Source organism: Nocardia sp. CDC519 (genome assembly GCF_059509835.1).
In genome coordinates this window covers 3,582,489-3,604,467 of the sequence record NZ_CM183377.1, presented here as the reverse complement: position 1 = coordinate 3,604,467, position 21,979 = coordinate 3,582,489, and the positions used below count along the sequence as shown (strand labels likewise).

The following is a 21,979-nucleotide window of genomic DNA, read 5'->3' as shown; positions in this document are numbered from 1 at the left end:
GTTCGTGACGCAGACCACTATCGCGATCTTGGGTTGGCAGAAGGTTGACTACCGAGGTGACACGACGAACCCGCAGGTCATCCGGGTGGATCAGGAACGGAGGGCGGTGTGCAGCCGGGCCGCGGCGACGGCCCGGCGCCCGTCGTTGGGCGGCAGCAATCGCAGTGCGTGTTCGTGGATCTCGATATCGTCGGGCGCCCGCTCGCCGTAGCGCAGCGCGTGGTCGGGCTCGTCGTCGGACAGCACCGCCGTGCGCACCGCGACCTCGAGGTGATCGCGCCACTCCACGATCCCCGGCGTCTGCGAACCGGGCAGCAGCGGCCCGCGATACATCCGCACCGCGGTGGCCGTGTCACCGGCTTCGAGTGCGCCGAGCAGATCCACGGCGTCGCAGGACAGCGGGGTGGTGAGCTGGTAGACGCGGTTGGCGATCTCACCGCCGGTGGCCCGGCGCAGGTGTGAGACATCGGCCTTGAGCGTGCTCGAGGTGGCGGGCCGGTCGCCGTAGATGGCGTAGTGCAATCGTTCCGGGGTGAACCCGTCGGGTTCGAGCGCGAGCAGCGTGAGGATCTCAAGTTGGCGCGGCCGCAACCGCACCGGGTGCCCGTCGCGCACCAGGCGGGAGCCGCCGAGGCAGGTCAGCCGGACGCCCGGGCGGGTGGCGGCCGCCGCGTGCAGCCGCGCCTCCACCGCGGTGACCAGCGACTGCACCGTCGACATGGCCAGCGGATGCGAACGGTCCCACGTCGAGGAGAGATCGAGCACGCCGAGCCTGCGCCCGTCGGGGGCGTGGATCGGCGCGCAGTAACACACCCAGCCGTGCAGGGCCGCGACCAGATGTTCGGCGGAGAACACGGTGCTGGGTTTGCCGGTCTGCATGGCAAGCGACAGTGCGTTGGTGCCCATATGTTCTTCGTCCCAGCGGCCACCGGGCGCGAAATTGACCTGTTCGGCGCGGCGGCGCATCACCGGCCCGCCGAAGGACCACAGGATGGTGCCGCTCTCGTCGGTGACCGCGGCGACATAGCCGGCGTCGTGGGCGACATTGTGCAGCTGGTCGGCGAGCTGGGTGACCGGTTCGCGTAGCGGGGACTCGGCCCAGCGGGCACCGACGTCGGCGGAATCCACGGCGGGTGCGCTCGCGGTGGCCGGGTCGACGGTGCGCACCGAACGCATCCAGGATTGCGCGACCTCGCTGCGCAGGCCGGATCCGGCGACTCGGGGCAGCACGGGATGCGACCTGCCGGGAACCCAGCGGGACCATTCCTTTTCCAGCGCGGCTCGCTGCTCGGCGAGCGTGCTGTGTGCCGCCATCTATGTCTTCCTGGTCACATCTTCGACTACTTCCATCATGCCGCACCGATCCGGGGATCGGTGCGGCAGTCGACGGAAAATCAGCTCAGATGGTGCACCGGGCCCATCCCGTAGACCGGTGTCGGGATGCCCTCGTAGCGCGCTTTGAGTTGCAGCGCCAGATACAGCGAGTAGTGCCGGGATTGGTGCAGGTTGCCGCCGTGGAACCACAGCCCCTCCTGCCTGGTCGGCTTCCACATATTGCGCAGCTCGCCTTCCCACGGGCCCGGGTCCTTGGTGGTGCCGGAACCATAGCCCCAGCATTTGCCCACCTTGTCGGCGACGTCCTGGCCGATCAGATCGGCGGCCCAGCCGTTCATCGAGCCGTAGCCGGTGGCGTAGACGACCAGATCGGCGGGCAGTTCGGTGCCGTCCTCGAGGACGACGGCGTCCTCGGTGAGCTCGCGGACCTCGCCATGGGCCAGTGCGATCTTGCCGTCGGCGATCAGTTCCGAGGCGCCGACGTCGATGTAGTACCCGGAGCCGCGGCGCAGATACTTCATGAACAGGCCCGAACCGTCGTCGCCCCAGTCGAGTTGGAAACCGGCGCGCTCGAGCCGGTCGTAGAACTCGGCGTCGCGCTCCCGGATGGCCTGGTACACCGGGATCTGGAACTGCGGCATGATCCGGTACGGCAGCGAGGCGAAGGTCAGATCGGCCTTGTCGGTGGTCATGCCCGCCGCGAGGGCGCGTTCGGAGTACAGATCGCCGAGGCCGAGCTCCATCAGCGAATCCGAGCGCACGATGTGGGTCGAGCTGCGCTGCACCATCGTCACCTCGGCGCCCACCTCCCACAGCGCCGCGCAGATGTCGTGGGCGGAGTTGTTGGAGCCGATGACCACCGCGCGCTTGCCCGCGTAGGCGTCCGGGCCCGGATGCTTGCTCGAATGATGCTGTTCGCCCCGGAAACGGTCCATCCCAGGGAAATTCGGGATATTCGGCTTACCCGACATGCCGGTGGCGAGCACCAACTGGGTCGGCCGCAGTTCGATGGCCTCGCCGTCGCGCAGGACGTCGACTTCCCATTCACCCGCGATCTCGTCGTAGGTGGCCGAGGTGCAGGTGGTCTTCGACCAGTACGGCACCTCCATCACCCGGGTGTACATCTCGAGCCAGTCGCCGATCTTGTCCTTGGGGGTGAACACCGGCCAGTTGTCCGGGAACGGCAGATACGGCAGGTGGTCGTACCAGACCGGATCGTGCAGGCACAGCGACTTGTACCGTTTGCGCCACTGGTCGCCGGGACGTTCGTGCTTGTCGACGACCAGCGCGGGCACCCCGAGCTGACGTAACCGCGCGCCCAGCGCGATCCCGCCCTGCCCGCCGCCGACCACCAGCACATAGGGCTGACGGCTGCGCCCGAGTTCCCGTTCCTCCTCAGCGCGGCGCTCGGACCAGGTCACCCGGTCCGGGTCGGCGCCGTGCACCACACCACGCGGCCGGCGCGGGCCCTTGCTCTCCTCGTGCCCTTTGAGTTCGCGCAGGCTGGTGAGCAGCGTCCACGCGCCTTCATCCTTGAGCCGCAGGTGCCCGACCGCGCGGCCGGCGGCGGTCTCGAAGCCGATCCACGCCGTGATCACCCCACCGTCCTCGGTGGGCTCTTCGGTGGTGTGGAAGTTGCCCGGATCGGTGCCGTTCAGCCGCGCGCGCAGCATGTCGGCGATATCCTCGCGGCCTTCGAGGGTCTTGATGTTCCAGGTGAAGGCCACCAGGTCGCGCCAGAAACCGTCGAGGGCGAACATCGCGGCCGCGGCCTCCACATCGCGGTCCGCCAGCGCCCTCTCGAAGTCCCGCAGCCAGGCATCCACCCGCTGCTGCGGTGTCTGCGTATCGGGCGTCGGCTCCAGTGTCCGGGTCATCGGATTCTCCTTCTCCAGCGGATCTGTGAGCTACAGCACACGTCACCGGATCCGGTGTCACAATCGTTGCAAGGCGTTGCAACATCGGTGTGCGCACGCGGCGAGGCGCGCGAGCCTCGCCCGGCCGCGCGCACCGAGCAGATCAGGATGGATGTCGTGGGCGAATTCGGCGCGATCGAACCGGGGACGGACCTGCCCCGGTACGCCCGCGACCTGGTGCGCATGCACGACGCGGTGATCAGCGGCGGACGTTCGCCGTTGCGGCCGCGCACCCTGGTGGCGCGCTCGTGGTCGCGCGTCCTGGCCGCGGGGCTGGTACCCGACCAACCCAACGCCCGCACCGTGCTCGGGCTCGACGAGGTCGAGCGACGCCGCCGGATGTCGCCGCTGGCGGGCGTGATCAGCGAGTTGATGCAGGTGATCGCCGGGGTCGCGGATGCGTCGCAGCTGATCATGGTGGTCACCGATGCCGACGGCGTGGTGTTGTGGCGCGCCGGCTCACCGCGGGTCCGCAACCGTGCCGATGGCCTGGGTTTCCAGGAGGGCGCCACCTGGACCGAATCGGTGGTCGGCACCAATGCCATCGGCACCGCACTCGCCGAAGCCAGTCCGGTGCAACTGTTCTCGGGTGAGCATTTCGAGCAGTCCCAGCACCCGTGGTACTGCACAGCGGCGCCGATTCATGATCCGCGCACCGGCGAACTGCTGGGTGTGGTCGACGTCAGCGGGCCCGCGCTGACCCTGCATCCCGCGCTCACCGCACTGGTCGGCGCGGGCGCACGGCTGGCGGAGGGCCGGATCGCGCGGCTGCAGCAGGATCGGCTGGAACGGTTGCGCAGCACCGCGATGCCCACACTGTCCACGCTGAACGGTCCCGCCCTGCTGGTGGACGAGCACGGCTGGGTGGCCCACGCCACCGGCATCGCCACCCCGCAGCGCATCGCCATCCCGAATGCCGAACGCGCGGTGCAGGTCCCGGGGCTCGGCGTCTGCTCGGCGGAGCCGTTGCGCGGCGGTTGGCTGGTGCGGCCGCTCGGGGCGGGTGCGCATGCCGGGATCCGGATGAACCTCGACCTGTCCGGTACGCCGGTCGTCAGCGCGGTGGGCGGCGAATCCGATTGGCGCAGTTCATTATCGGTGCGGCATGCGGAGATCCTGCTGCTGCTGCATCTGCGTGGGCGGCGCGGGATGTCGGTCGCCGATCTGAGTCACGCCCTCTACGGCGATCCCGATCATGCGGTGGCCGTGCGGGCGGAACTGTCGCGGCTGCGGCGGGTGCTCGGCTCGATCATCGAGAGCAGGCCTTACCGGCTCGAGCCGTCGGTGACGCTCACCCTGACCCTCGGTGACGTCGACCGGCTGGCCGAGTGCGCCTTCGTCCGGCGCTCCACCAGCCCGGGCGTTCGGGCGCTGGCCGCGGCGGGAACCGGCCTCGGCTGACAGGCTGTCGAAGCCGACCGCTCGCCGGGCACCGGCTTCCTCGCCCTCGGCAGCGGCGCTACGAGGTGATTTCGCCGGCGCCACACCCCGCCCGGTGCCCTGTCTCAACCGCGCGAGAACACGGCCTTGAACACCCCCGCGACCACTCCGCGCAGGAAGTTCTCCCAGCTGAAGTGGTCGTGCCACAGGATGATTCGCCCGTCGCGCAGTTCGAAGGTACCCGCCACCCAGAAGGAGATCCGCACCGGACCGAAGCGCAAGATGTCGGTGCGGTCGGTGAGCACGATAGGGCCGTCGGCGGCGATGTGGTGCATGATGGCGGCGAAACCGAACTGATCCCGGCTCAGCCCCCGCAGCACCTGCGCCACCCGGCGTTCGCCACGCACGTCCGGTAGCGAGGTGTTCTTCCAGACGATGTCGGGATGCAGCAGTTCCAGCGCCTCGCTCACCGCGCCGATTTCCAGCGCGGCGAAGAATTCGCGCACCGTGGTGATCGAGTCCTGCTCCAGCTCGATTTCGCTCATGGATCGAGGGTAGGCGGTGCCCGCGCCGGAGGCGGCCCATTCCGCCTCCGGATTCGGCCCACCGGCGATACGTTGGGGCTATGACCACTCGGGATGAGATCGAGTCGTTTCTGGATGAGTATCAGGCCGCGCTGTCGGCCTACGATGCCGAACGGTCGGCCTCGTTGTGGGGCATGCCCGCCACCATCGTCAGCGACGGCTTCGTCGGCGCGCTGCATTCGCGCGCGGAGCTGGCACAGGCGCTGTCCCAGGCCTATCCCTTCTACCAGCAGCTCGGCCTGGCGCGCGTCGGCCACACGCTGCTCGACCACGTCGATCTGACGGCGAGCATCGCCCGTGTGCACGTGCGCTGGCATTTCTACGACGACGCCGACGAGCTGCTCACCGACGGCGACTACGAATACCTGCTGCGCCGCGACGACGACGGCCCGCACGCTTATGTCGCGGTGGCGATCGACGAGATGGAAAAGCTGACCAAGCTGGCCGCGGAGAAGGGCATTCAGCTGCCCGGGACGTGAGGGGCAGGCTCGTCACGAAGGCCGCGTTCGATCCGGACGGCGGCTCGGCCGACTCGCGTGGCCGGAAACCCGATCCGCTCGGCGGTCGATGAGCGCTTGCAGTCCGTCGAGGATGCGGTCGATGCCGAAGTTCAAGGCGTCGTCGCGCGCCGACGCGCCGCCCGCTTGCTCACCCATGGCCGCGGCGACCTCGGGATATCGGTCTCCCGCCGCCTCCATCACCTCCGCCATCTGCCGCATCAACTGCTCCTCCATCCCGTCGGCGGCGGTGTCACCGTTCTGCAGGGCGAGGCTGCGCACATGACCGTTGAGCACGACGACGGTGTCCAGCCGCTCCGGGCCGGTCAGGCCGATTCCCGCCATCACCGACAGGGCGGCCTCGAGCCAGCCGAGTTCGTTCGGCCCCATCGGCCGGATCCCGGCGGACAACTCCAGCGACCACGGGTGCGCCCGGTAACGCCGGAAGATCTCCTCGGTCCAGCGGCGTAGCCCGGCCCGCCACGGCGCCTCCTCGGAAAGCGCCTGGGCCGTAGCGATATCCGGGGGTGCGCCGAGGGCCTGCTCGAGCATCAACGCCGCCAGTTCGGCCTTGCCCGGCACATAGCGGTACAGCGACATCTTCGTGTAGCCGAGCCGTTCGGCGACCCGCTGCATGGAGACCCCCGCCATCCCTTCGGCGTCGGCCAGTTCGATGGCCGCGCCGACGATGGCCTCCAGCGACAGCGACGGTTTCGGGCCGCGCTTGGCCTGCCGCCCGGTGCCCCAGAGCAGTTCGACCACGGTCGGAGCCGGCATCGCGATGTCCTTTCCGGAAAGGAGTTGACCAGAAACTGTGTCTACCATACGCTCATCCGCGTCCGCAGGAAACAGTTTCCGATGGACGCTATTCGTTGAAGGAGCCATCATGCGTAACAAGACCGTCCTCATCTCCGGCGCGAGCATCGCCGGGCCGGCCCTCGCCTACTGGCTGGATCGCTACGGTTTCTACGTCACCGTGGTCGAACGCGCTGCCGAGCTGCGCCCCGGCGGCCAGGCCGTCGATTTCAAGGGCGCCACCCATCTGACGGTGCTCGAGCGCATGGGCCTGCTCGACGCCGTGCGTGCACGCCGCACCGGCGGCGCCGACATGGTGCTGGTGGACGCGGCGGGCAAGCGCCGCTCGGTCATCTCCGGCGATTTCACCGGCGGTGACCTCGAGATTCTGCGCGGCGATCTGGCCGCGCTCATGTACGAGCGCACCAGTCAGCGGTGCACCTACCTCTTCGGCGATTCGATCAGCGCACTCACCGAGACCGCCGACGGTGTGCGGGTGGAGTTCGAACACGCACCGGCCCGCACCTTCGATCTGGTCTTCGGGGCCGACGGTGTGCACTCACGGGTCCGTGCGCTCACCTTCGGACCCGAACGCGACTACGTCCGTCACCGCGGCTACTACTACGCCCTCGCCAATTCGGGCATCGGGTCCCGGCGCACCGGCGAGCCGCGCCGCGAGGTCGCCTACGCCCATAACGCGCCGGGCAAACTCGCCGTCAGCGGCGGACCGAAGGCCGAGCAGATGTACATGTTCGCCTCCCCCGAACTCGATTACGCTCGCGACGACGAGCAGGCGCAGCGCCGGATCCTGAAGCAGGCCTTCGCCGGCGTCGGCTGGGAGGTGCCGCGGATGCTCGCCGAACTGGACGAGGCGGCGAACGTCTACCTGGATTCGCTGAGCGTGGTCGAGATGACCTCGTGTGTGCGCGGGCGGGTCGCGCTGGTCGGTGACGCCGGCTACGGCAACACCCTCGCGGGGTTCGGGACCGGGCTCGCCGTCGTCGGCGCCTATGTGCTCGCGGGCGAACTCGCCGTCGCCGGCGGCGATCACACCGCGGCCTTCCCGCGCTACGACGAGATCATGCGGCGCTACAACAAGATCGCGGGTTCCAGCAATCCTGGCCGCTTCCTGGCCCCCAAGACCGCCTTCGGCACCCGGGCGCGCGACTGGTTCCTGAACTCGCCGCTGTTCGGGCTGATGGTGAAGCTCGGCGACAAGGGCGCCAACGATATCGAACTGCGCGATTACCCGGCCCTGGTCGCCGCCGGTGCGGATTCGGCCGAGCGGTAGTGCGGATGCGGTCGATCGGACGCGACCGGGCCACGAGCGGGATGAGCACCCGATGGTCCGCGCGGGCGCAGGACCCCGTGGGCACATCGCCGCCCGGAAACGGCGCCGCGCCCACGATTCGGCAGGTGCCGATCGCGGGCGCGGCGTCCGGAAAACGTGGCGGGATCTCAGCCCAGCAGGCGCCAGTCCTCGAGACCCTGGTACAGCGGCAGGTCGTTGGCCAGCTTGCGGACCCGGCCGCGCAGCGTCTCGACATCCGAACCACCGGCCAGTGCGGTGCCGATGATGTCGGCGACCTCCGTGAACTCGGTATCGCCGAAGCCACGGGTGGCCAGGGCGGCGGTGCCGATGCGCAGACCGGAGGTGACCATCGGCGGGCGCGGATCGAACGGAACGGCGTTGCGGTTGACCGTGATACCGATCTCGTGCAGCAGATCCTCGCCCTGCTGACCGTCGAGCTGGGAGTTGCGCAGGTCCACCAGCACCAGGTGCACGTCGGTGCCGCCGGTGAGCACGCTGATGCCCTTGCCCGCGACGTCGGCGGCACTCAGGCGCTCGGCCAGGATCTTGGCGCCGGACAGGGTGCGCTGCTGCCGCTCGGCGAACTCGGCGGTGGCCGCGATCTTGAACGCGACGGCCTTGGCGGCGATGGCATGCATCAGCGGCCCGCCCTGCTGGCCCGGGAACACCGAGCTGTTGAGCTTCTTGGCGAACTCCTGCTTGGCCAGGATCAGGCCGGAGCGCGGGCCGCCGAGGGTCTTGTGCACGGTGGAGGAGACCACGTCGGCGTAGGGCACCGGCGAGGGGTGCAGCCCGGCCGCGACCAGACCGGCGAAGTGCGCCATATCGACCCACAGGTAGGCGCCGACCTCGTCGGCGATCTCCCGGAAGGCGGCGAAATCCTGATGCCGCGGGTAGGCCGACCAGCCCGCGACGATCACCTTCGGCCGCGCCTCCAGGGCGATCTTGCGCACCTCGTCCATGTCGACGCGGTGATCTTCCTTGCTGACGCCGTAGGAGTGGACCTCGTACAGCTTGCCGGAGAAGTTCAGCCGCATGCCGTGGGTGAGATGGCCGCCGTGGGCCAGGTCCAGCCCGAGCAGCTTCTCGCCGGGGTTCATCAGCGACATCAGCACCGCGGCATTGGCCTGGGCGCCCGAATGCGGCTGGACGTTGGCGAACTCGGCGCCGAACAGTTCCTTGGCGCGTTCGCGGGCCAGGTTCTCCACGACGTCGACGTGCTCGCAGCCGCCGTAGTAGCGACGGCCCGGGTAGCCCTCGGCGTACTTGTTGGTGAGCACGCTGCCCTGCGCCTGCAGAACCGCGCGCGGCACGAAGTTCTCCGAGGCGATCATCTCGAGGGTGTCGCGCTCGCGGGCGAGCTCTCCTGCCATCGCGGCAGCGACCTCGGGATCGAGTTCACCGAGAGACTGGGTATTGACAGAAGCGGTCGTCTGCGTCACCCGGACAGTCTATTGGCTCCCGCGGCCCGGACGGGCACGGGGTCTGATAGCACATCGCGCGCCCTTCCGCGCCGATTCCGCCGCGGAACATCGGGACCGGTTTCATCCGAACTCCGCCCGGCCGCGTTCGATCTGATGGCGCCTGGCCGGATCAGGCGGACCCAGCGACGTGCGCTCGGTGGTTCGGCAGATCCCCGCATGCCCGGCCGTGGGCGCGCAACTCCGGCAGTTCAGGCCGGCTGCATCGCCCGCACCGCCCCCGGCGTGAGCGGTTCGTCGAGCAACCGGCGGAACCGGTCGGCGCGCTCATCGGCGCCCGCTGCGCCGTCCAGCCAGCCGCCGAGCAGCCGGTAGCCCTCGACGTAGGTGCTGATGTAGGCCCGCCACAGCGGCGAGGACAGGAAGCGCAGTGACTGGCGAGCCCGTTCCGGCGTCGTCAGGTTCCAGCGTTGCAGGAACTCGGCCACCTCGTCGGCGTCGCGGCCGCGATCGTGCAGCAGCAGCGCCGCGTCCTGGCGCACCCCGAGCAGCTGCGCCGAAGCCTGCGACAGCCGTTCGGCGCGTTCGCCATCGAAGCGCAGGCCGAGATCGGCGTAGATCTCCTGCGCCCAGCGGCCCCAGCCCGGCCCGACGATGGCCTCCAGCGCCAGATCCGCCAGGCCCTCGGCCATCAGGCACTGCGGGGTGTTGACCAGGAACAGCGTCTGCTCGGCCTGCCCGGCGGCCACCAGCCCGGCCTCCTTGCGGCAGTGCTCGGTGTGATGGCCCGGGTAGGCCTCGTGCGCGATGAGCCGCGGCAGGTTGGCCCTGTGCTGACGCAGGTCGGAGTTGATCGCGACCGTGGAGTGGAAATTGCCGAGGTAGTAGTTGAAGCCGGACCACGGCTTGTCGCCGACGATCTCGTAGGTGACGTGCTCATGGTCGGGCAGCGGATAGCGCTCACGCACCAGCTCGCGCAGCGCGCTGGAGAACGCCTCCACGCAGGCGGCCAGCCGCTCCGGCGGGATCTCGTCGGCTTGGCGGTGCGCGGCGACGCGTTCGGCCAGCGGTCCGTCGCCGGCCAGCACCTCGTCCATCTTGCGGTGTGCGTCGCGGTAGTCGGCCTCATCGCCGGGCGCGATGTCGACATCGAAGTAGGCGCGTACCTCGTCGATGAAACCGATGTCGTCACCGGCGAACTTGCGCGCCGAGCATTCCAGTGCGCGCAGGTGCACATCGAGGAACTCGGTACGTTCGGGCGCCAGCCCCGCCCCCGGCAGTTCGGCGCGCAGGGCCGCGGCTCGTCGCGCGAGTTCGCGCGGCTGCGGCGCGGGCCCGTTCTCGACCTCCCGGCGCAGTGCGGGATCGCCGGTGAACGCGTCGACGAAACCCGCTTCGAGCCGGTCGAAGGCCAGGCCGAGCCGCAGGTAATCGGTCACGAGCGGATGCGCTTCCATGGCAGCCGACGATAGCCGGTCCACCAGCGCGACGCCGAGAGTTACCGGCCGGTAGGCGACCCCCTTTTCCCGGTGTGCGGCGGCGAGGCGCAGAATTCAGCCATGCGGCCACAGATAGTCCGAATCTCACAGCGCCGGTGCGATATGTGTGCGTGTTTGCCGGAATGGAGCGTCGGGTAAGTGGCACGGATGAGCGAGCCGAGCCCCTATGTGGAATTCGATCGGAAACAGTGGCGCACACTGCGGAAATCGACTCCACTGGTGCTCACCGAGGAAGAACTACGCGGCCTGCGCGGTCTCGGTGAACAGATCGATCTGGAAGAGGTCGCCGAGGTCTATCTTCCGCTCGCCCGGCTCATTCATTTGCAGGTCGCCGCACGTCAGCGGCTGTTCGCGGCCACCGCGACCTTCCTCGGGGAAAAGCATCCGGACCAGCAGGTGCCATTCGTGATCGGTGTGGCTGGCAGTGTCGCGGTGGGTAAATCCACCACCGCGCGCGTGCTGCAGGCCTTGCTGGCGCGCTGGGATCACCATCCGCGAGTGGATTTGGTCACAACCGACGGGTTCCTCTACCCCACTGCCGAACTCACCCGCCGCGGCATCATGCATCGCAAGGGATTCCCGGAGAGCTACGACCGCCGCAAACTGCTGCGTTTCGTCACCGAGGTGAAATCCGGTGCGCCGGAAGTGTGCGCGCCGATGTATTCGCATATCTCCTACGACATCGTGCCCGGCGAGTTCCATTGCGTGCGTCAACCCGACATCCTCATCGTCGAGGGCCTCAATGTCCTGCAGACCGGGCCGCGGTTGATGGTGTCGGATCTGTTCGACTTCTCCATCTATGTCGACGCCCGCATCGAGGACATCGAGAACTGGTATGTGCAAAGGTTTCTCAGCCTGCGCAAGACCGGGTTCGCCGATCCGAAGGCGCATTTCCACCATTACGCACGCTTCACCGACGAGGAGGCGACGGCGGCGGCCAAGGACATCTGGAACTCGACCAACCGGCCGAATCTGGTGGAGAACATCCTGCCCACCCGCCCGCGGGCGACGCTGGTGTTACGCAAAGACTCCGACCACACGATCAATCGGCTGCGGTTGCGGAAATTGTGAGCGGTGCCGCAGCGCGGAACCGGCGCTGCTCAGACTCCGAATCGCCGGTGCCGCGCCGCGAAATCACGCAGTGCCCGCAGGAAATCCACCCGCCGGAACTCCGGCCAGTACGCCTCGGTGAACCAGATCTCCGAATACGCGCTCTGCCACAGCAGAAACCCGGACAACCGTTGCTCACCGGAGGTGCGGATGACGAGATCGGGGTCGGGCTGGCCGGAGGTGTAGAGGTGCTGGCCGATGGCGTTGACGGTGATCGACTGCACCAGATCCTCGCCGGTCTCCCCGGCCGCGATCTCCTGGCGGACCAGCGAGCGCACCGCGTCGGTGATCTCCTGCCTGCCGCCGTAGCCGACGGCCACGTTGACGTGCACCCCGTTACGCCCGCTGGTGCGTTCGGCGGCGGTGCGCAAGCGCTTGGCGATCAGCTCGGGGAATCCGTCGAGCGAGCCGACCAGTCGCACACTCCAGTTCTGGTCCGGCGCCGACAGTTCCTCGACCACGTCGGTGATCACTTCGAACAGCGTCTCCAGCTCTTCGGGATCGCGGCGCAGGTTCTCGGTGGACAGCAGGTAGACGGTGACCATCTCGATGCCCGCGGCCTCGCACCAGCCCACCAGTTCGGCGATCTTGAGCGCACCCACCCGGTGCCCGTGGCTGACGTCGGTGAAGCCGTTTTCCCTGGCCCAGCGCCGATTGCCGTCGCACATCACCGCAACGTGGCGGGGATGCTGCTTGCCTGCCAGCTGCTTGGCCAGCCGGGCCTCGTAGACGCGATACGGAAAGCCACGCACCCGACTCGGAAACTCCACGGCGTCCAACAGTACGCCTCGTCACGTTGTCGGCGGCATCGGCCGCGTTTCCCGGTACAGTGACGATCGGACCGGCAACCTACGGTTCCGTAGGTTACTCGCGAGTTAACTCAGGAGGTAGTTCGTGACCGACCCGGTCGATGCCACCGGCACGCCCCGCCTGCACGACAGCACCGCGGCCGACGACGCCGCCGACGACGCCATCAATCCCGCCGAGGCGCTCGCCGCACTGGTCAAACCGAGCATGCGCGGCTGGATCCACACCTGGGCCGTGGGGATCGCGGCGATCGCGGTCATCGCCCTGGTCGGAGCGGCGAGCACGGTGTCGGCGACGGCGGTGTGGTCGACACTGGTCTACGGCCTCACCGTGTGCCTGTTGTTCGGCGTCAGCGCGGTGTATCACCGCGTCACCTGGCAGACGGTGCGCGCCCGCATCCGCATGAAACGCGCCGACCATTCGATGATCTTCCTGTTCATCGCCGGCAGCTACACCCCGTTCGCGCTGCTCGGCCTGCCCGGCGCCACCGGCCGTACGCTGCTGATCGTGGTGTGGGCCGGCGCGCTGGCCGGCGTCGCGTTGAAACTGCTGTGGCCGACCGCGCCGCGCTGGGTCGGCGTTCCGCTGTATCTGCTGCTCGGCTGGGCGATCGTGCCAGTGGCGGGCGAGCTCTACGACAATGTCGGCCTCGCCCCGCTGATCCTGCTGCTGATCGGTGGCCTCATCTACAGCGGCGGCGCCATCCTCTACGCCACCAAATGGCCGAATCCGTGGCCGGAGGTGTTCGGTCACCACGAGTTCTTCCACGCCGCGACGGTGCTCGCGGCCCTTGCGCACTACGTTGCGGTTTGGCTGGTGCTGCTGCGCTGACCGCCTCCGGCGTTCTATGCTGCTCGTTCGTGTCAGTCGCTGCCGCAATGAGCATCGCGCAGCCCGAGCGCACGCCATGATCGCCCGTCTGGTGGTCTGGGCGCTCCGGGCGCGCTGGGGCTTGGCCGCGGTGGTGATCACCTGCAATCTCAGTGGTCTCGCCGTCATCGTCACCCAGCTGTGGCTTGGCGGGTTCTTCGACCGGCTCGGACCCGACATCCTGCGCGCGCTCGCCGTCGTCGCGATCTACCCGGCCATCGGTTTCCTGGTCGGCATCGCCTTGGCCATCCGCGACCGCACCGTCTATTTCGCCTGGCTCGACCAGACCCGCAAACCCACGCCGGACGAGGCCAGGCGGCTGCTGCGGCTGCCGATCGCCATCACCACCCGCGCCCTGGCGCTGTGGCTGCCAGGGGTGATCATCGCCGCGATCGTGCTGGCCAGGGTGACCGAGCAGGACGATCTGGCGGTGATGGCGTCGATGTTCGTCATCGGCGGCCTGGAATCGGCCGGGCTCACCTTCTTGATCGTGGACCGGCTGATCCGCCCGACCATTCCGATCGTGGCCGGGGTGCTCGGCGCGACCATGCACTGGAGTTCGACGGTCTTCGTCCGGGTGGTGCTCACCTGGGCGGTGTCGGGGGCGATGCCGCTGTCGATGTTGATCGTGGTGCTCGCCGATCCGGTGTCCGGGCCGTCCGATCGCATTCGCACCGGCATCTATGTGGCCGCGCTCGGCATCATCGTCGGCGCGCTCGCCACCGCGACGCTGGCCCGCGCGGTGGCCGCCCCGATGCGCAAGCTGCGGCTGGCCCTGGACCGGATCACCCACGGCGATCTCGACGTCCGGGTGTCGGTGAACAGCGCCAGCGAAATCGGCAGGCTGGAGCATTCGGTGAATCAACTGGCCGCCGCGCTGCGGGAGCGGACCAGGATGCGCGATGTGTTCGGCAGGCACGTCGGCGACGAGGTGGCCGAGCGGGCGCTGGCCGGCGGGGTGGATCTGACCGGCGATGTGCGCGTGGTGTCGGCGTTGTTCGTCGACGTGACCGGCTCGGTGGAGATCTCCACCGGCCTGCCGCCGCAGGAGTTCGTGGCCAAGCTCAACCGGCTGCTGTCCATCGTGGTCGCGGCGACCGAGGACAACAACGGACTGGTCAACAAGTTCGAGGGCGATGCCGCGCTGTGCATCTTCGGTGCGCCGATCGCGCTGCGCGACAACGCCACCCCGGCGCTGCGCGCGGCCCGCCGCATCCGCGACGAGGTGCTGGCCACCGGCGAACTCGATATCGGCATCGGAGTGGGACGCGGCCAGGTGTTCGCCGGTGACGTGGGCACCGACACCCGGCTCGAGTTCACCGTCATCGGGGACGCCGTCAACGAGGCCGCACGACTCACCACCGCCGCCAAGGCCGTGCATCGGCGAATCCTGGTGAGCGAGTCGGTCATCGAGGCGGCCGCGCCGCACGAGCGCGCCAAATGGGAGCCCTATGGTGAACTGCCGCTGCGCGGTATGAGCGACCCGACACCCTCGTGGACCGATCTGCCGCAGGACCAAACGCCTGTCCCCGGCCCGGGCGCAGACGATGCCGCAGCCCCCGTCGACCCGCCGCGCCGCACGCCCGACCCCGACCGGCGGCCGGCCGTCGGCCCCGGCTGAAACGGGAGCCGGGCCCGGCCGACAGGCCCGAGACGCGGACCCGGCCCGTGTGTTCAGGCCGCCGGACCCGCCCAATCGGGCCGGAAAACGGGGCGAAACGACAGCCGGACGCCCACGGTTCACCTACCGAGAGGACACTTCAGGGATGAATCGAAAATCTTCGCCGTCGAGCCTGTTCAGTCATCTCGACGAAACCACCCCCACCTCCGCCTCGGCCGAGGACAGCGCCGCCGTCCCGCCGGTGTTCAGCAGCGCGGGTTCCGGCTCCGCACCCAGCGATGAGGCCGGCGGCACAGCCGGCGGTGATCGATGAATCTCAAAGCCACGGCCGTGGACCTCGGGTACGCGGCGGGCTGGGGGCTGGTGCGGGCGCTGCCGCAACGGTGGGCGCGCGGCATGTTCGACCGTGCCGCCGATCGCGCGGTCCGCGACGGCGGCCCTGATCAGTTGCGGCGCAACCTGGCTCGGGTGCTCGGCACCGCGCCGGAGCAGGTGCCCGACGAACTGATGCGCGCGAGCATGCGCTCCTACGCGCGCTATTGGTGCGAAGCCTTCCGGCTACCGTCCATGGATCCGGTTGCGGTGGCCGACATCATCGAATCCTCGGCCACCGGGCTCGAGCACGTGCGCGCCGCGGTCGACAGCGGTAGCGGCGCGGTGCTGGCGCTACCGCACAGCGGCAACTGGGATCTGGCGGGGCTGTGGGTGGTGCAGCGGATCGGTGCGCCGACCGTGGTCGCCGAGCGGCTGAAGCCGGAATCGCTGTTCCGAAGGTTCGTGCGCTTCCGTGAGGGTCTCGGTTTCGAGATCATCCCGCTCACCGGCGGTGCGACGCCGCCGTTCGCGCAGCTGACCGAGCGGATCCGGCAGGGGCGCGTGGTGTGCCTGCTCGGCGAGCGCGACCTGTCCGGCAGGGGTGTGCCGGTCACCTTCTTCGGCGAACCGGCCCAGATGCCCGCGGGCCCGGCCCGCCTCGCAATCGACACCGGCGCGCCGCTGCTACCGGTGCACTGCTGGTTCACCACCGACGGCTGGGGGTTCAGCGTCGGCGCACCGCTCGACACCACCGGCGGGGTGCAGTCGACCACTCAGGCGCTGGCCGACTCCTTCGCCACCGCAATCGCCGAGCACCCGGCGGATTGGCACATGCTGCAACCGTTGTGGACGGCCGATCATCAGGCGCGGGAGCAACAGCGGCGAACCCAGGCACGGTGACCGCACGGCACCGGCGCACAGCCTCGACCACCGGGCACAGCTTCGGCCGCTGACCATCACGCTCATCACCACGGCGGCGAAATCCCGACACCCAATCGACGCCCCGGAGGGACGCCCGCCCGCGACCGCATCGCCCACGGCCGACGGGTTCCGGCCCCCGCCGCCCGGGCCGGACCATCAGCGGCTCAACGACTCCCGAAGCGCCTCGGCGGTGGTGACCGGTAGATCGCAGACCGACCCGCGGCAGACGTATGCCGCGGCCGCGCCACCCACGGTGGGGCGATCGGCGAGCAGCGGTACCGAATCCGGTTCGGCGGCAAGGATGATCGCACCGCCGGGTGCGGTGGAACGGGCAGCTCTCAGCAGCTCGGCGGCAGCGAGGTCCGACTGGGCGGATGCCCCCGCACCGCCGTCGCGAACTACGGTGCGGGTACTCACCGCTTCCGACTGCTCGGCGCGCTGATCGAGGGCGCGGTCGTTGGTTGCGATGGCGATCGCGATCGGCCCGTGCAACGCCGCCTCGGCCACGGTCAGCCACTGGCCGGCCGAGCGCGGGGCCTTCGCCAGCACCACTGTCCCGCGCTCGAGGGTGCGGTCGGCGAGGTCGCGGTAGCGGACGGCCCGGTCGGTGGCGCTACAGGCCGATGCGGTGAGCAGCGCCTCCGCCAGCGAGGAGGCGCCGGCCGGCGTGGCGCCGTCGATCGGGTCGCGCGGGCGGGCGACGAGTGTTTCGGCGTCATCGGCGGTGTCGAACCAGCTGCCGGGAGCTTCGGGATCGGCGAAATGCTCGATGGCCGCGTCGAGCAGCCGCTGCGCATGCTCGAGCCATTCGCGCTCACCGGTGGCCTGGTGCAGCGCGAGCAGGCCGGTGGCCAGCCAGGCGTAATCCTCCAGCACGCCGGGCGCCGCGCCTGCCTGACCGCCGAGCGAGGCACGCAGCACCCGGTCGCCGACGACGTGTTCGGCCAGCAAATACCGGGCGCAGCGCACCGCAGCTGCCAGCCAGTCGTCCCGGTCTTGCGCGGTGGCGGCTTCGACGAGCGCGGTGATCGCGATGCCGTTCCAAGCGGTGACCACCTTGTCGTCGCGATCCGGTTGCGGCCTGCGGGCTCGTTCGGTACGCAGGGCCGAGCGGATCCGCTCGAATCGGGCGGTGTCGTCCGGGTCGGTGTAGCGGGTGAGCACCGAGGTGCCCTGTTCGAAGGTGCCAGCGGTGGTGACGCCGAAGACCTCGGCCGCCCACGCGCCGTCGATGGGGCCGAGCGCGGCGACCAGCTCGGCGGGCGACCACACGTACGTCGCCCCCTCGATGCCCGGCTCTCCGGGCGCGATGTGGGTGTCGGCGTCGAGGGCGGAGGCGAAACCGCCGTGCTCGGTGCCGAGGTCGTCGCACAGGAATTCCACGATCTCACCGGTGACGCGATGCGGCAGATCGTCGTCGGGCACCCGTCGAGCCAGGTGGGCGTAGGCGCGCAGCAGCTGGGCGTTGTCGTAGAGCATCTTCTCGAAATGCGGTACCACCCAGGCGGCGTCGACCGAATACCGCGCGAATCCGCCGCGGATCTGGTCATAGATGCCGCCGCGCGCCATCGCCGCGCCGGTGCGGCGCAGCACGTCGAGGATCGTGTCGTCGCCGGTGCGTTCCCAGCCGCGCAGCAGCCCTTCCATCAGGGCCGACGGCGGGAATTTCGGTGCGCCGCCGAAGCCGCCGTGCTGCTCGTCGACGTCGCGCAGCACCGCCGCGACCGCGTGATCGAGCAGTTCGGTCGTGATGGTCAGCTCGGTGTCGGGCAGCCCGCTCGCCTGCCCGCGCAGCGCCTCCACCACTTGCGAGGAGGCCAGATTCACCTCGTCGCGCCGGTTGCGCCAGGTGTCGGCGACCGCGGTGAGCAACTGCTGGAACGACGGCATCCCGCCGCGCGGCACCTTCGGGTAGTAGGTGCCGCAGTAGAACGGTTCGCCGGCCGGGGTGAGGAAGCAGGTCATCGGCCAACCACCCTGGCCCGTCATGGCGACCGTGGCGTTCATGTAGACGGCGTCCAGGTCGGGCCGCTCCTCGCGATCGACCTTGATGCAGACGTAGTTGTCGTTCATCAGCGCCGCCGTCTCCGGATCGGCGAACGACTCGTGCGCCATCACATGGCACCAGTGGCAGGAGGCGTACCCGATGGACAGCAGGATCGGCACATCCCGCGCCGCCGCCTCCGCCAGCGCCTCGGCATCCCATTCCCGCCAGTGCACCGGATTGTCGGCGTGCTGACGCAGATACGGCGAAGTCGCGGTGGCCAATCGATTCACAGTGCCAGCCTTCCACACCTGAACCCCGCAAAACACGGTCCACTCCCTACCGGACGCAAGCGGGCGCTCCCCATCTGCGGGAATCCCTGCGCCCCGAGTGGGAAACTGGATACGTCATAGTCCGTCGCCGCGCCCGCGGCGATCGGATGTGGTTACCGGTCAGCACACCGGCCTCACCCGATAGGCGGTCATGGCGAGCAGGACAGCGCGATGAGCCGGCCGTCACCCATCGACCTCGCCGAAATGCGCGCCACGGTGGCCCGCTTGGAACGCGTGATCGCCGAAGCCACCGACACCGTCGCCGAGCTGAAGGCCGCCATCGCCGCCGCCGAAGCGCAGTCGGCGAGCGTCGTCGAGGTCGCCGGTGCCTCGACGGCGGATCCGATCGTGGGCGCCGCCGCGCCCACGATCGGGCAACCGGCGGGCCGTGCGCCGGGTCCGACCCCCTGGTCCAAGCGAAGATCCGCGGCGCCAGAAGCCGGACGCGACGGATATCGGACAGCAGCTCCGCCCGCACTCCGGGCGGACAGCACGCGCGCGGCTGCCTCGCTCCCCTCGACCGTCGAGGCCGCCACACCCGCGCCGCAAGCCACCGTCGCATCGCCTAGCCCCGACCCCGGCGCGGGACGGCATCCCGGCAGCACCCGCACCAATGGACCGCGGCCGCAGAATACCGATGCCCCAGCAGCCATCGCAGCCGAGCGCCGGGCACGCAGTACCGCCGCCCCTGCCGACGGGTCGGACGACCCAGCGCTCCACCGCGAGCGCCGGCCCGCACCGCCGCCTCCGATATCTGCCATCGCGCCCGGCACTTCCGCAGGCGGCCAGAACTCCGCCGGCCCTCGGAGGCAGCCGACACCCGTCCCGCACAGCGAATCGACCACCGACCGTGGGATCACCCCCGGCGAGATCGGCGCGTCGCCGAGCGAAGGGGAATCGAATAGGGGGCCACAACCCACGTCCCCGCGCGCCGGGCGGACAACGTCCGGGCTCGATGCCCTGCCGGAGCCCCTGCGTTCCCTCCGCGTGCCCACCGTGGGAAGACCGCAGGCCGAGTCCCACCCGGCTCCAGTGGCGCGACCGGCACCTACGCCCACCGATGCTTCACTGGCCAATTCTCGACCCGCTACTACCCAACCGGACAGCAGCCGACCCACTGCCGCCCAATCGGACAACGACCGACCCACTGCCGCCCAACCGGGCAACGACCGACCCGCTGCCACCCAACCGGACGGCAGCATTCCACAACGCGATCAGCCGCCGCCTTCCGAGCCACACGACCCCAACGCTGTAGCCACCGACGCCGGGCCGACCGCGCCCGACGACGCCTCCCAGCCCGCGCCACCACCGCCGGCCCCGCCTTTCGCGCCGGGCGCTGCCGCGGATGACCAGAACGGCCACACCCGCACCCTGAGGACACCTGCGGATCCAGTCGGATCGCCCCGGAGCCAAGGCGCTCCACCCAGCGGAGACCACCCAATCGGCAGCGGTGACGCTCCGGGCACGGCGCCCCACCCGAGGTCCACCAGCTCAGGGCGGGCAGCGTCCAGCCCGTCCGCGCTCGACGCCCTGCCGGTAGCGCTGCGATCCCTTCGCGTGCCCACGGTGGGAAGACCGCAGGTAGCGGCCGCCCCGGCGCCGGCTGCGCGCCCGGCGGACTCACCCGGTGCAGATAACCACCCGGCGAGCGCTGCACCCCCTGTGGCGCAGGCGAATCCCGCCCAACCGCCAGCCGCGCACCCGGCTGCCATGCAACGGACCGCCCACCCAGCGACGAGCCCACCACCCCCGACTCCCGATCCGTCCGGCTCCGGCCTGCGGAATCCTCTTGCCGAGCTGGCGGCGCAGCGTGGGCTGACGCTGATCGGCTTCGACGATGCACCGCTCGATCCCTCTAGCCTGCGCGAGTTCGCCGAAGCGGTCGGCGATATGCTCGCCCGGTACCCGATCACCTTGCAGGGCATCGAGATTCGCCACCCGGCCGGTACCGCCCCGCCGCGCACGCTCGGTGCGGCCGCGCTGCCGCGTACGGACCCCTCGCCGCTCTGGCTGATCGTCGACAGCACCGCGCTGGTGCCGCGGCCGGCGGCGGCCCCTCGTTCCCGAAAGTGGCTGCGTAGGCGGCGCATTGCCGATCGCACGGTGTATACGGCAGTGGTCCGGGCGTACGGCTGCGCGCTCGACGCCGCAGGCGACTTTCGCGCCCGCCAGGAAGCCCAGCGGCTCCTGGTCACCGAGTCGCTGCGCGGCGGACCGGATCTCGCGTTCAGTCCGTTGAATCCGGCCCAGGCCTTGATCGATGCCTTCACAGACGTCGTGTTGCACGACCGCCACGCGGGCAGGCAGGCCAAGGCCCTGCACGACATCCTGGTCACAATGGTGCGACCGGAGACCACCGAGGTCCCGTCCTGACCTGCTGGTAGGCGGCTAGCTGCCGGTCGCGACGAGCGTCAGCACCAACGATGCGGTGGCGAGCACGAGATAGCAACCCGGGTACACCAGATCGGAATAACCGCGTGCGCGGGCGAGCGTGGCCACCGCTCCGATGAAGTACAACACCAGGCCCGCCGCGGCGGCTGCGCCGAGCGCGGGGATCGCCAGGCCCGCGAGCAGTCCGAGCGCCCCGGCGAGTTTCACCAGACCCAGCGGGATGATCCACGAGTGCGGCACTCCGTACTTGGTCATATTGTCGAGCGTCCACCGGTTTCTCGCGAGATCGGAGGCGGCGGCCACGAAGGTGGCGAGGGCGGTGACGATCAGAGTGCTGGCCGTTGCGATGGACATCGTTCCTCCTGCGGGATGCGGCTGTGGTCGCTGGATGGACGAAACACACCACGGCAATGTGATGGGTCCCCGGACGTTGCTCTCGTCACCTTCGACAGCGGACCCGCGTGCTCACCGCCGGGCGAACCCCTCGTCGTCCGGCGGTGAGCAAGTATTCAGCGGTCCTGGATGAGCCCGAGGACGTTGCCGTCGACGTCGGTGACGCTGGCGACCACCCGTCCCCCACCCACCTCGCGCGCCGGCTCCTTGATCGTCGCCCCCGCTGCGACGAGCTCGCCGAGCTTGGTGTCGATATCGTCCACGTGCCAGTACGCCACGGGCGAGGTCATCTTCTGGGGTCCGCCGTCGGGTACCAGCCCGATGTGCTGACCCTCGGCGTCGAACCCCACGTAGTAGGGCGAGTCGGTCTGCGGCGCGACGCCGAGCAGGGCGGTGTAGAGCTGCTTGGCGGCTTCCAGGTCCGTCACCGGGTGCAGAACGGTCTTGATGCCCTGGGTGGTCGAGCTGGTCATGGTCACTCCTCGAACTCGAAACG

20 protein-coding genes are annotated in these 21,979 nt (G+C 69.6%); 9 read left to right on the top strand and 11 right to left on the bottom strand.

Annotated features, from left to right (window positions below; translation table 11 throughout):
* Positions 1–90 precede the first annotated feature (90 nt).
* Both AC5W7N_RS16035 and AC5W7N_RS16030 read right to left on the bottom strand, forming a co-directional pair.
* Positions 91–1,314 carry a helix-turn-helix domain-containing protein gene (locus AC5W7N_RS16035; RefSeq protein WP_195019986.1) on the bottom strand — a complete coding sequence of 408 codons (1,224 nt, stop codon included), beginning with the start codon at positions 1,312–1,314 and terminating at the stop codon, positions 91–93.
* Between the two features lie 80 nt (positions 1,315–1,394).
* Positions 1,395–3,212 (bottom strand): NAD(P)/FAD-dependent oxidoreductase, encoded by a 1,818-nt coding sequence (locus AC5W7N_RS16030; RefSeq protein WP_195019987.1) that lies wholly within the window; start codon positions 3,210–3,212, stop codon positions 1,395–1,397.
* A 156-nt stretch (positions 3,213–3,368) separates the two neighbouring features.
* Between AC5W7N_RS16030 and AC5W7N_RS16025 the strand changes: the two genes are divergently transcribed.
* Positions 3,369–4,652, top strand: a complete 1,284-nt coding sequence (locus tag AC5W7N_RS16025; RefSeq protein WP_194992017.1) for a GAF domain-containing protein — start codon at positions 3,369–3,371, stop codon at positions 4,650–4,652.
* A gap of 104 nt (positions 4,653–4,756) precedes the next feature.
* Here AC5W7N_RS16025 and AC5W7N_RS16020 read toward each other — a convergent pair whose 3' ends face one another.
* Positions 4,757–5,176: a limonene-1,2-epoxide hydrolase family protein gene (locus AC5W7N_RS16020; RefSeq protein ID WP_194992013.1), complete on the bottom strand. Its 420-nt coding sequence runs from the start codon at positions 5,174–5,176 to the stop codon at positions 4,757–4,759.
* An 80-nt stretch (positions 5,177–5,256) separates the two neighbouring features.
* Here AC5W7N_RS16020 and AC5W7N_RS16015 point away from each other — a divergent pair, with 80 nt between their 5' ends.
* Complete coding sequence (locus AC5W7N_RS16015; protein WP_194992014.1) at positions 5,257–5,694, top strand: DUF6841 family protein; 438 nt, start codon at positions 5,257–5,259, stop codon at positions 5,692–5,694.
* A gap of 12 nt (positions 5,695–5,706) precedes the next feature.
* Here the strand turns inward: AC5W7N_RS16015 and AC5W7N_RS16010 are convergent, their stop codons facing one another.
* Positions 5,707–6,489 (bottom strand): TetR/AcrR family transcriptional regulator, encoded by a 783-nt coding sequence (locus tag AC5W7N_RS16010; RefSeq protein WP_195019988.1) that lies wholly within the window; start codon positions 6,487–6,489, stop codon positions 5,707–5,709.
* 109 nt (positions 6,490–6,598) lie between these two features.
* On the opposite strand from AC5W7N_RS16010, the gene AC5W7N_RS16005 reads away from it, so the two are divergent.
* The gene (locus AC5W7N_RS16005) at positions 6,599–7,798 is read left to right on the top strand and encodes an FAD-dependent monooxygenase (RefSeq protein ID WP_195019989.1); all 1,200 of its coding nucleotides are present in this window, start codon (positions 6,599–6,601) and stop codon (positions 7,796–7,798) included.
* A gap of 167 nt (positions 7,799–7,965) precedes the next feature.
* Here AC5W7N_RS16005 and glyA read toward each other — a convergent pair whose 3' ends face one another.
* Together glyA and AC5W7N_RS15995 are read right to left on the bottom strand one after the other, a co-directional pair.
* On the bottom strand, positions 7,966–9,192 hold the full coding sequence (gene glyA / locus AC5W7N_RS16000; protein ID WP_178128181.1) for a serine hydroxymethyltransferase: 1,227 nt from the start codon (positions 9,190–9,192) through the stop codon (positions 7,966–7,968).
* 299 nt (positions 9,193–9,491) lie between these two features.
* Positions 9,492–10,697 carry a DUF885 domain-containing protein gene (locus tag AC5W7N_RS15995; RefSeq protein ID WP_495921820.1) on the bottom strand — a complete coding sequence of 402 codons (1,206 nt, stop codon included), beginning with the start codon at positions 10,695–10,697 and terminating at the stop codon, positions 9,492–9,494.
* 180 nt (positions 10,698–10,877) lie between these two features.
* Here AC5W7N_RS15995 and coaA point away from each other — a divergent pair, with 180 nt between their 5' ends.
* Positions 10,878–11,810: a type I pantothenate kinase gene (coaA, locus tag AC5W7N_RS15990; protein ID WP_163815099.1), complete on the top strand. Its 933-nt coding sequence runs from the start codon at positions 10,878–10,880 to the stop codon at positions 11,808–11,810.
* Positions 11,811–11,839: 29 nt separating this feature from the next.
* Here the strand turns inward: coaA and AC5W7N_RS15985 are convergent, their stop codons facing one another.
* Positions 11,840–12,628, bottom strand: a complete 789-nt coding sequence (locus AC5W7N_RS15985) for an isoprenyl transferase (RefSeq protein WP_081597448.1) — start codon at positions 12,626–12,628, stop codon at positions 11,840–11,842.
* Between the two features lie 235 nt (positions 12,629–12,863).
* Here AC5W7N_RS15985 and trhA point away from each other — a divergent pair, with 235 nt between their 5' ends.
* The 4 genes from trhA to AC5W7N_RS15965 all read left to right on the top strand — a co-directional run bounded on the left by trhA (position 12,864) and on the right by AC5W7N_RS15965 (position 16,362).
* A complete protein-coding gene (trhA, locus tag AC5W7N_RS15980) occupies positions 12,864–13,487 on the top strand; it encodes a PAQR family membrane homeostasis protein TrhA (protein WP_163815195.1) in 624 nt (207 codons plus the stop codon).
* A gap of 76 nt (positions 13,488–13,563) precedes the next feature.
* Positions 13,564–15,147 carry an adenylate/guanylate cyclase domain-containing protein gene (locus AC5W7N_RS15975; protein ID WP_490724808.1) on the top strand — a complete coding sequence of 528 codons (1,584 nt, stop codon included), beginning with the start codon at positions 13,564–13,566 and terminating at the stop codon, positions 15,145–15,147.
* 145 nt (positions 15,148–15,292) lie between these two features.
* A complete protein-coding gene (locus tag AC5W7N_RS15970) occupies positions 15,293–15,460 on the top strand; it encodes a hypothetical protein (protein WP_163815097.1) in 168 nt (55 codons plus the stop codon).
* Positions 15,457–16,362 (top strand): phosphatidylinositol mannoside acyltransferase, encoded by a 906-nt coding sequence (locus AC5W7N_RS15965; protein WP_195019991.1) that lies wholly within the window; start codon positions 15,457–15,459, stop codon positions 16,360–16,362. The genes AC5W7N_RS15970 and AC5W7N_RS15965 overlap by 4 nt, the downstream gene beginning before the upstream one ends.
* A 177-nt stretch (positions 16,363–16,539) precedes the next feature.
* Here AC5W7N_RS15965 and AC5W7N_RS15960 read toward each other — a convergent pair whose 3' ends face one another.
* The gene (locus AC5W7N_RS15960; protein WP_490724809.1) at positions 16,540–18,660 is read right to left on the bottom strand and encodes a thioredoxin domain-containing protein; all 2,121 of its coding nucleotides are present in this window, start codon (positions 18,658–18,660) and stop codon (positions 16,540–16,542) included.
* A gap of 188 nt (positions 18,661–18,848) precedes the next feature.
* Complete coding sequence (locus AC5W7N_RS15955; protein ID WP_195019993.1) at positions 18,849–19,115, bottom strand: hypothetical protein; 267 nt, start codon at positions 19,113–19,115, stop codon at positions 18,849–18,851.
* 1,294 nt (positions 19,116–20,409) lie between these two features.
* On the opposite strand from AC5W7N_RS15955, the gene AC5W7N_RS15950 reads away from it, so the two are divergent.
* Complete coding sequence (locus AC5W7N_RS15950) at positions 20,410–21,072, top strand: hypothetical protein (RefSeq protein ID WP_163815089.1); 663 nt, start codon at positions 20,410–20,412, stop codon at positions 21,070–21,072.
* 15 nt (positions 21,073–21,087) lie between these two features.
* Here the strand turns inward: AC5W7N_RS15950 and AC5W7N_RS15945 are convergent, their stop codons facing one another.
* Positions 21,088–21,444, bottom strand: a complete 357-nt coding sequence (locus AC5W7N_RS15945) for a DoxX family protein (RefSeq protein WP_194992813.1) — start codon at positions 21,442–21,444, stop codon at positions 21,088–21,090.
* A gap of 155 nt (positions 21,445–21,599) precedes the next feature.
* Positions 21,600–21,956, bottom strand: coding sequence for a VOC family protein (locus tag AC5W7N_RS15940; protein ID WP_195019994.1), 357 nt, complete (start codon positions 21,954–21,956; stop codon positions 21,600–21,602).
* Positions 21,957–21,979 lie beyond the last annotated feature (23 nt).

What these genes read in the sequence shown, in the direction of transcription:
- AC5W7N_RS15965 (WP_195019991.1), top strand. Translation starts at nt 15,457, where the DNA reads ATGAATCTCAAAGCCACGGCCGTGGACCTCGGGTACGCGGCGGGCTGG.
- trhA (WP_163815195.1), top strand. Translation starts at nt 12,864, where the DNA reads ATGCGCGGCTGGATCCACACCTGGGCCGTGGGGATCGCGGCGATCGCG.
- AC5W7N_RS15995 (WP_495921820.1), bottom strand. Translation starts at nt 10,697, where the DNA reads ATGGAAGCGCATCCGCTCGTGACCGATTACCTGCGGCTCGGCCTGGCC.
- AC5W7N_RS15940 (WP_195019994.1), bottom strand. Translation starts at nt 21,956, where the DNA reads ATGACCAGCTCGACCACCCAGGGCATCAAGACCGTTCTGCACCCGGTG.
- AC5W7N_RS16010 (WP_195019988.1), bottom strand. Translation starts at nt 6,489, where the DNA reads ATGCCGGCTCCGACCGTGGTCGAACTGCTCTGGGGCACCGGGCGGCAG.
- AC5W7N_RS15945 (WP_194992813.1), bottom strand. Translation starts at nt 21,444, where the DNA reads ATGTCCATCGCAACGGCCAGCACTCTGATCGTCACCGCCCTCGCCACC.
- AC5W7N_RS16005 (WP_195019989.1), top strand. Translation starts at nt 6,599, where the DNA reads ATGCGTAACAAGACCGTCCTCATCTCCGGCGCGAGCATCGCCGGGCCG.
- AC5W7N_RS16020 (WP_194992013.1), bottom strand. Translation starts at nt 5,176, where the DNA reads ATGAGCGAAATCGAGCTGGAGCAGGACTCGATCACCACGGTGCGCGAA.
- AC5W7N_RS16030 (WP_195019987.1), bottom strand. Translation starts at nt 3,212, where the DNA reads ATGACCCGGACACTGGAGCCGACGCCCGATACGCAGACACCGCAGCAG.
- AC5W7N_RS15970 (WP_163815097.1), top strand. Translation starts at nt 15,293, where the DNA reads ATGAATCGAAAATCTTCGCCGTCGAGCCTGTTCAGTCATCTCGACGAA.
- glyA (WP_178128181.1), bottom strand. Translation starts at nt 9,192, where the DNA reads ATGGCAGGAGAGCTCGCCCGCGAGCGCGACACCCTCGAGATGATCGCC.
- AC5W7N_RS16035 (WP_195019986.1), bottom strand. Translation starts at nt 1,314, where the DNA reads ATGGCGGCACACAGCACGCTCGCCGAGCAGCGAGCCGCGCTGGAAAAG.
- AC5W7N_RS16015 (WP_194992014.1), top strand. Translation starts at nt 5,257, where the DNA reads ATGACCACTCGGGATGAGATCGAGTCGTTTCTGGATGAGTATCAGGCC.
- AC5W7N_RS15975 (WP_490724808.1), top strand. Translation starts at nt 13,564, where the DNA reads ATGATCGCCCGTCTGGTGGTCTGGGCGCTCCGGGCGCGCTGGGGCTTG.
- AC5W7N_RS15950 (WP_163815089.1), top strand. Translation starts at nt 20,410, where the DNA reads ATGCAACGGACCGCCCACCCAGCGACGAGCCCACCACCCCCGACTCCC.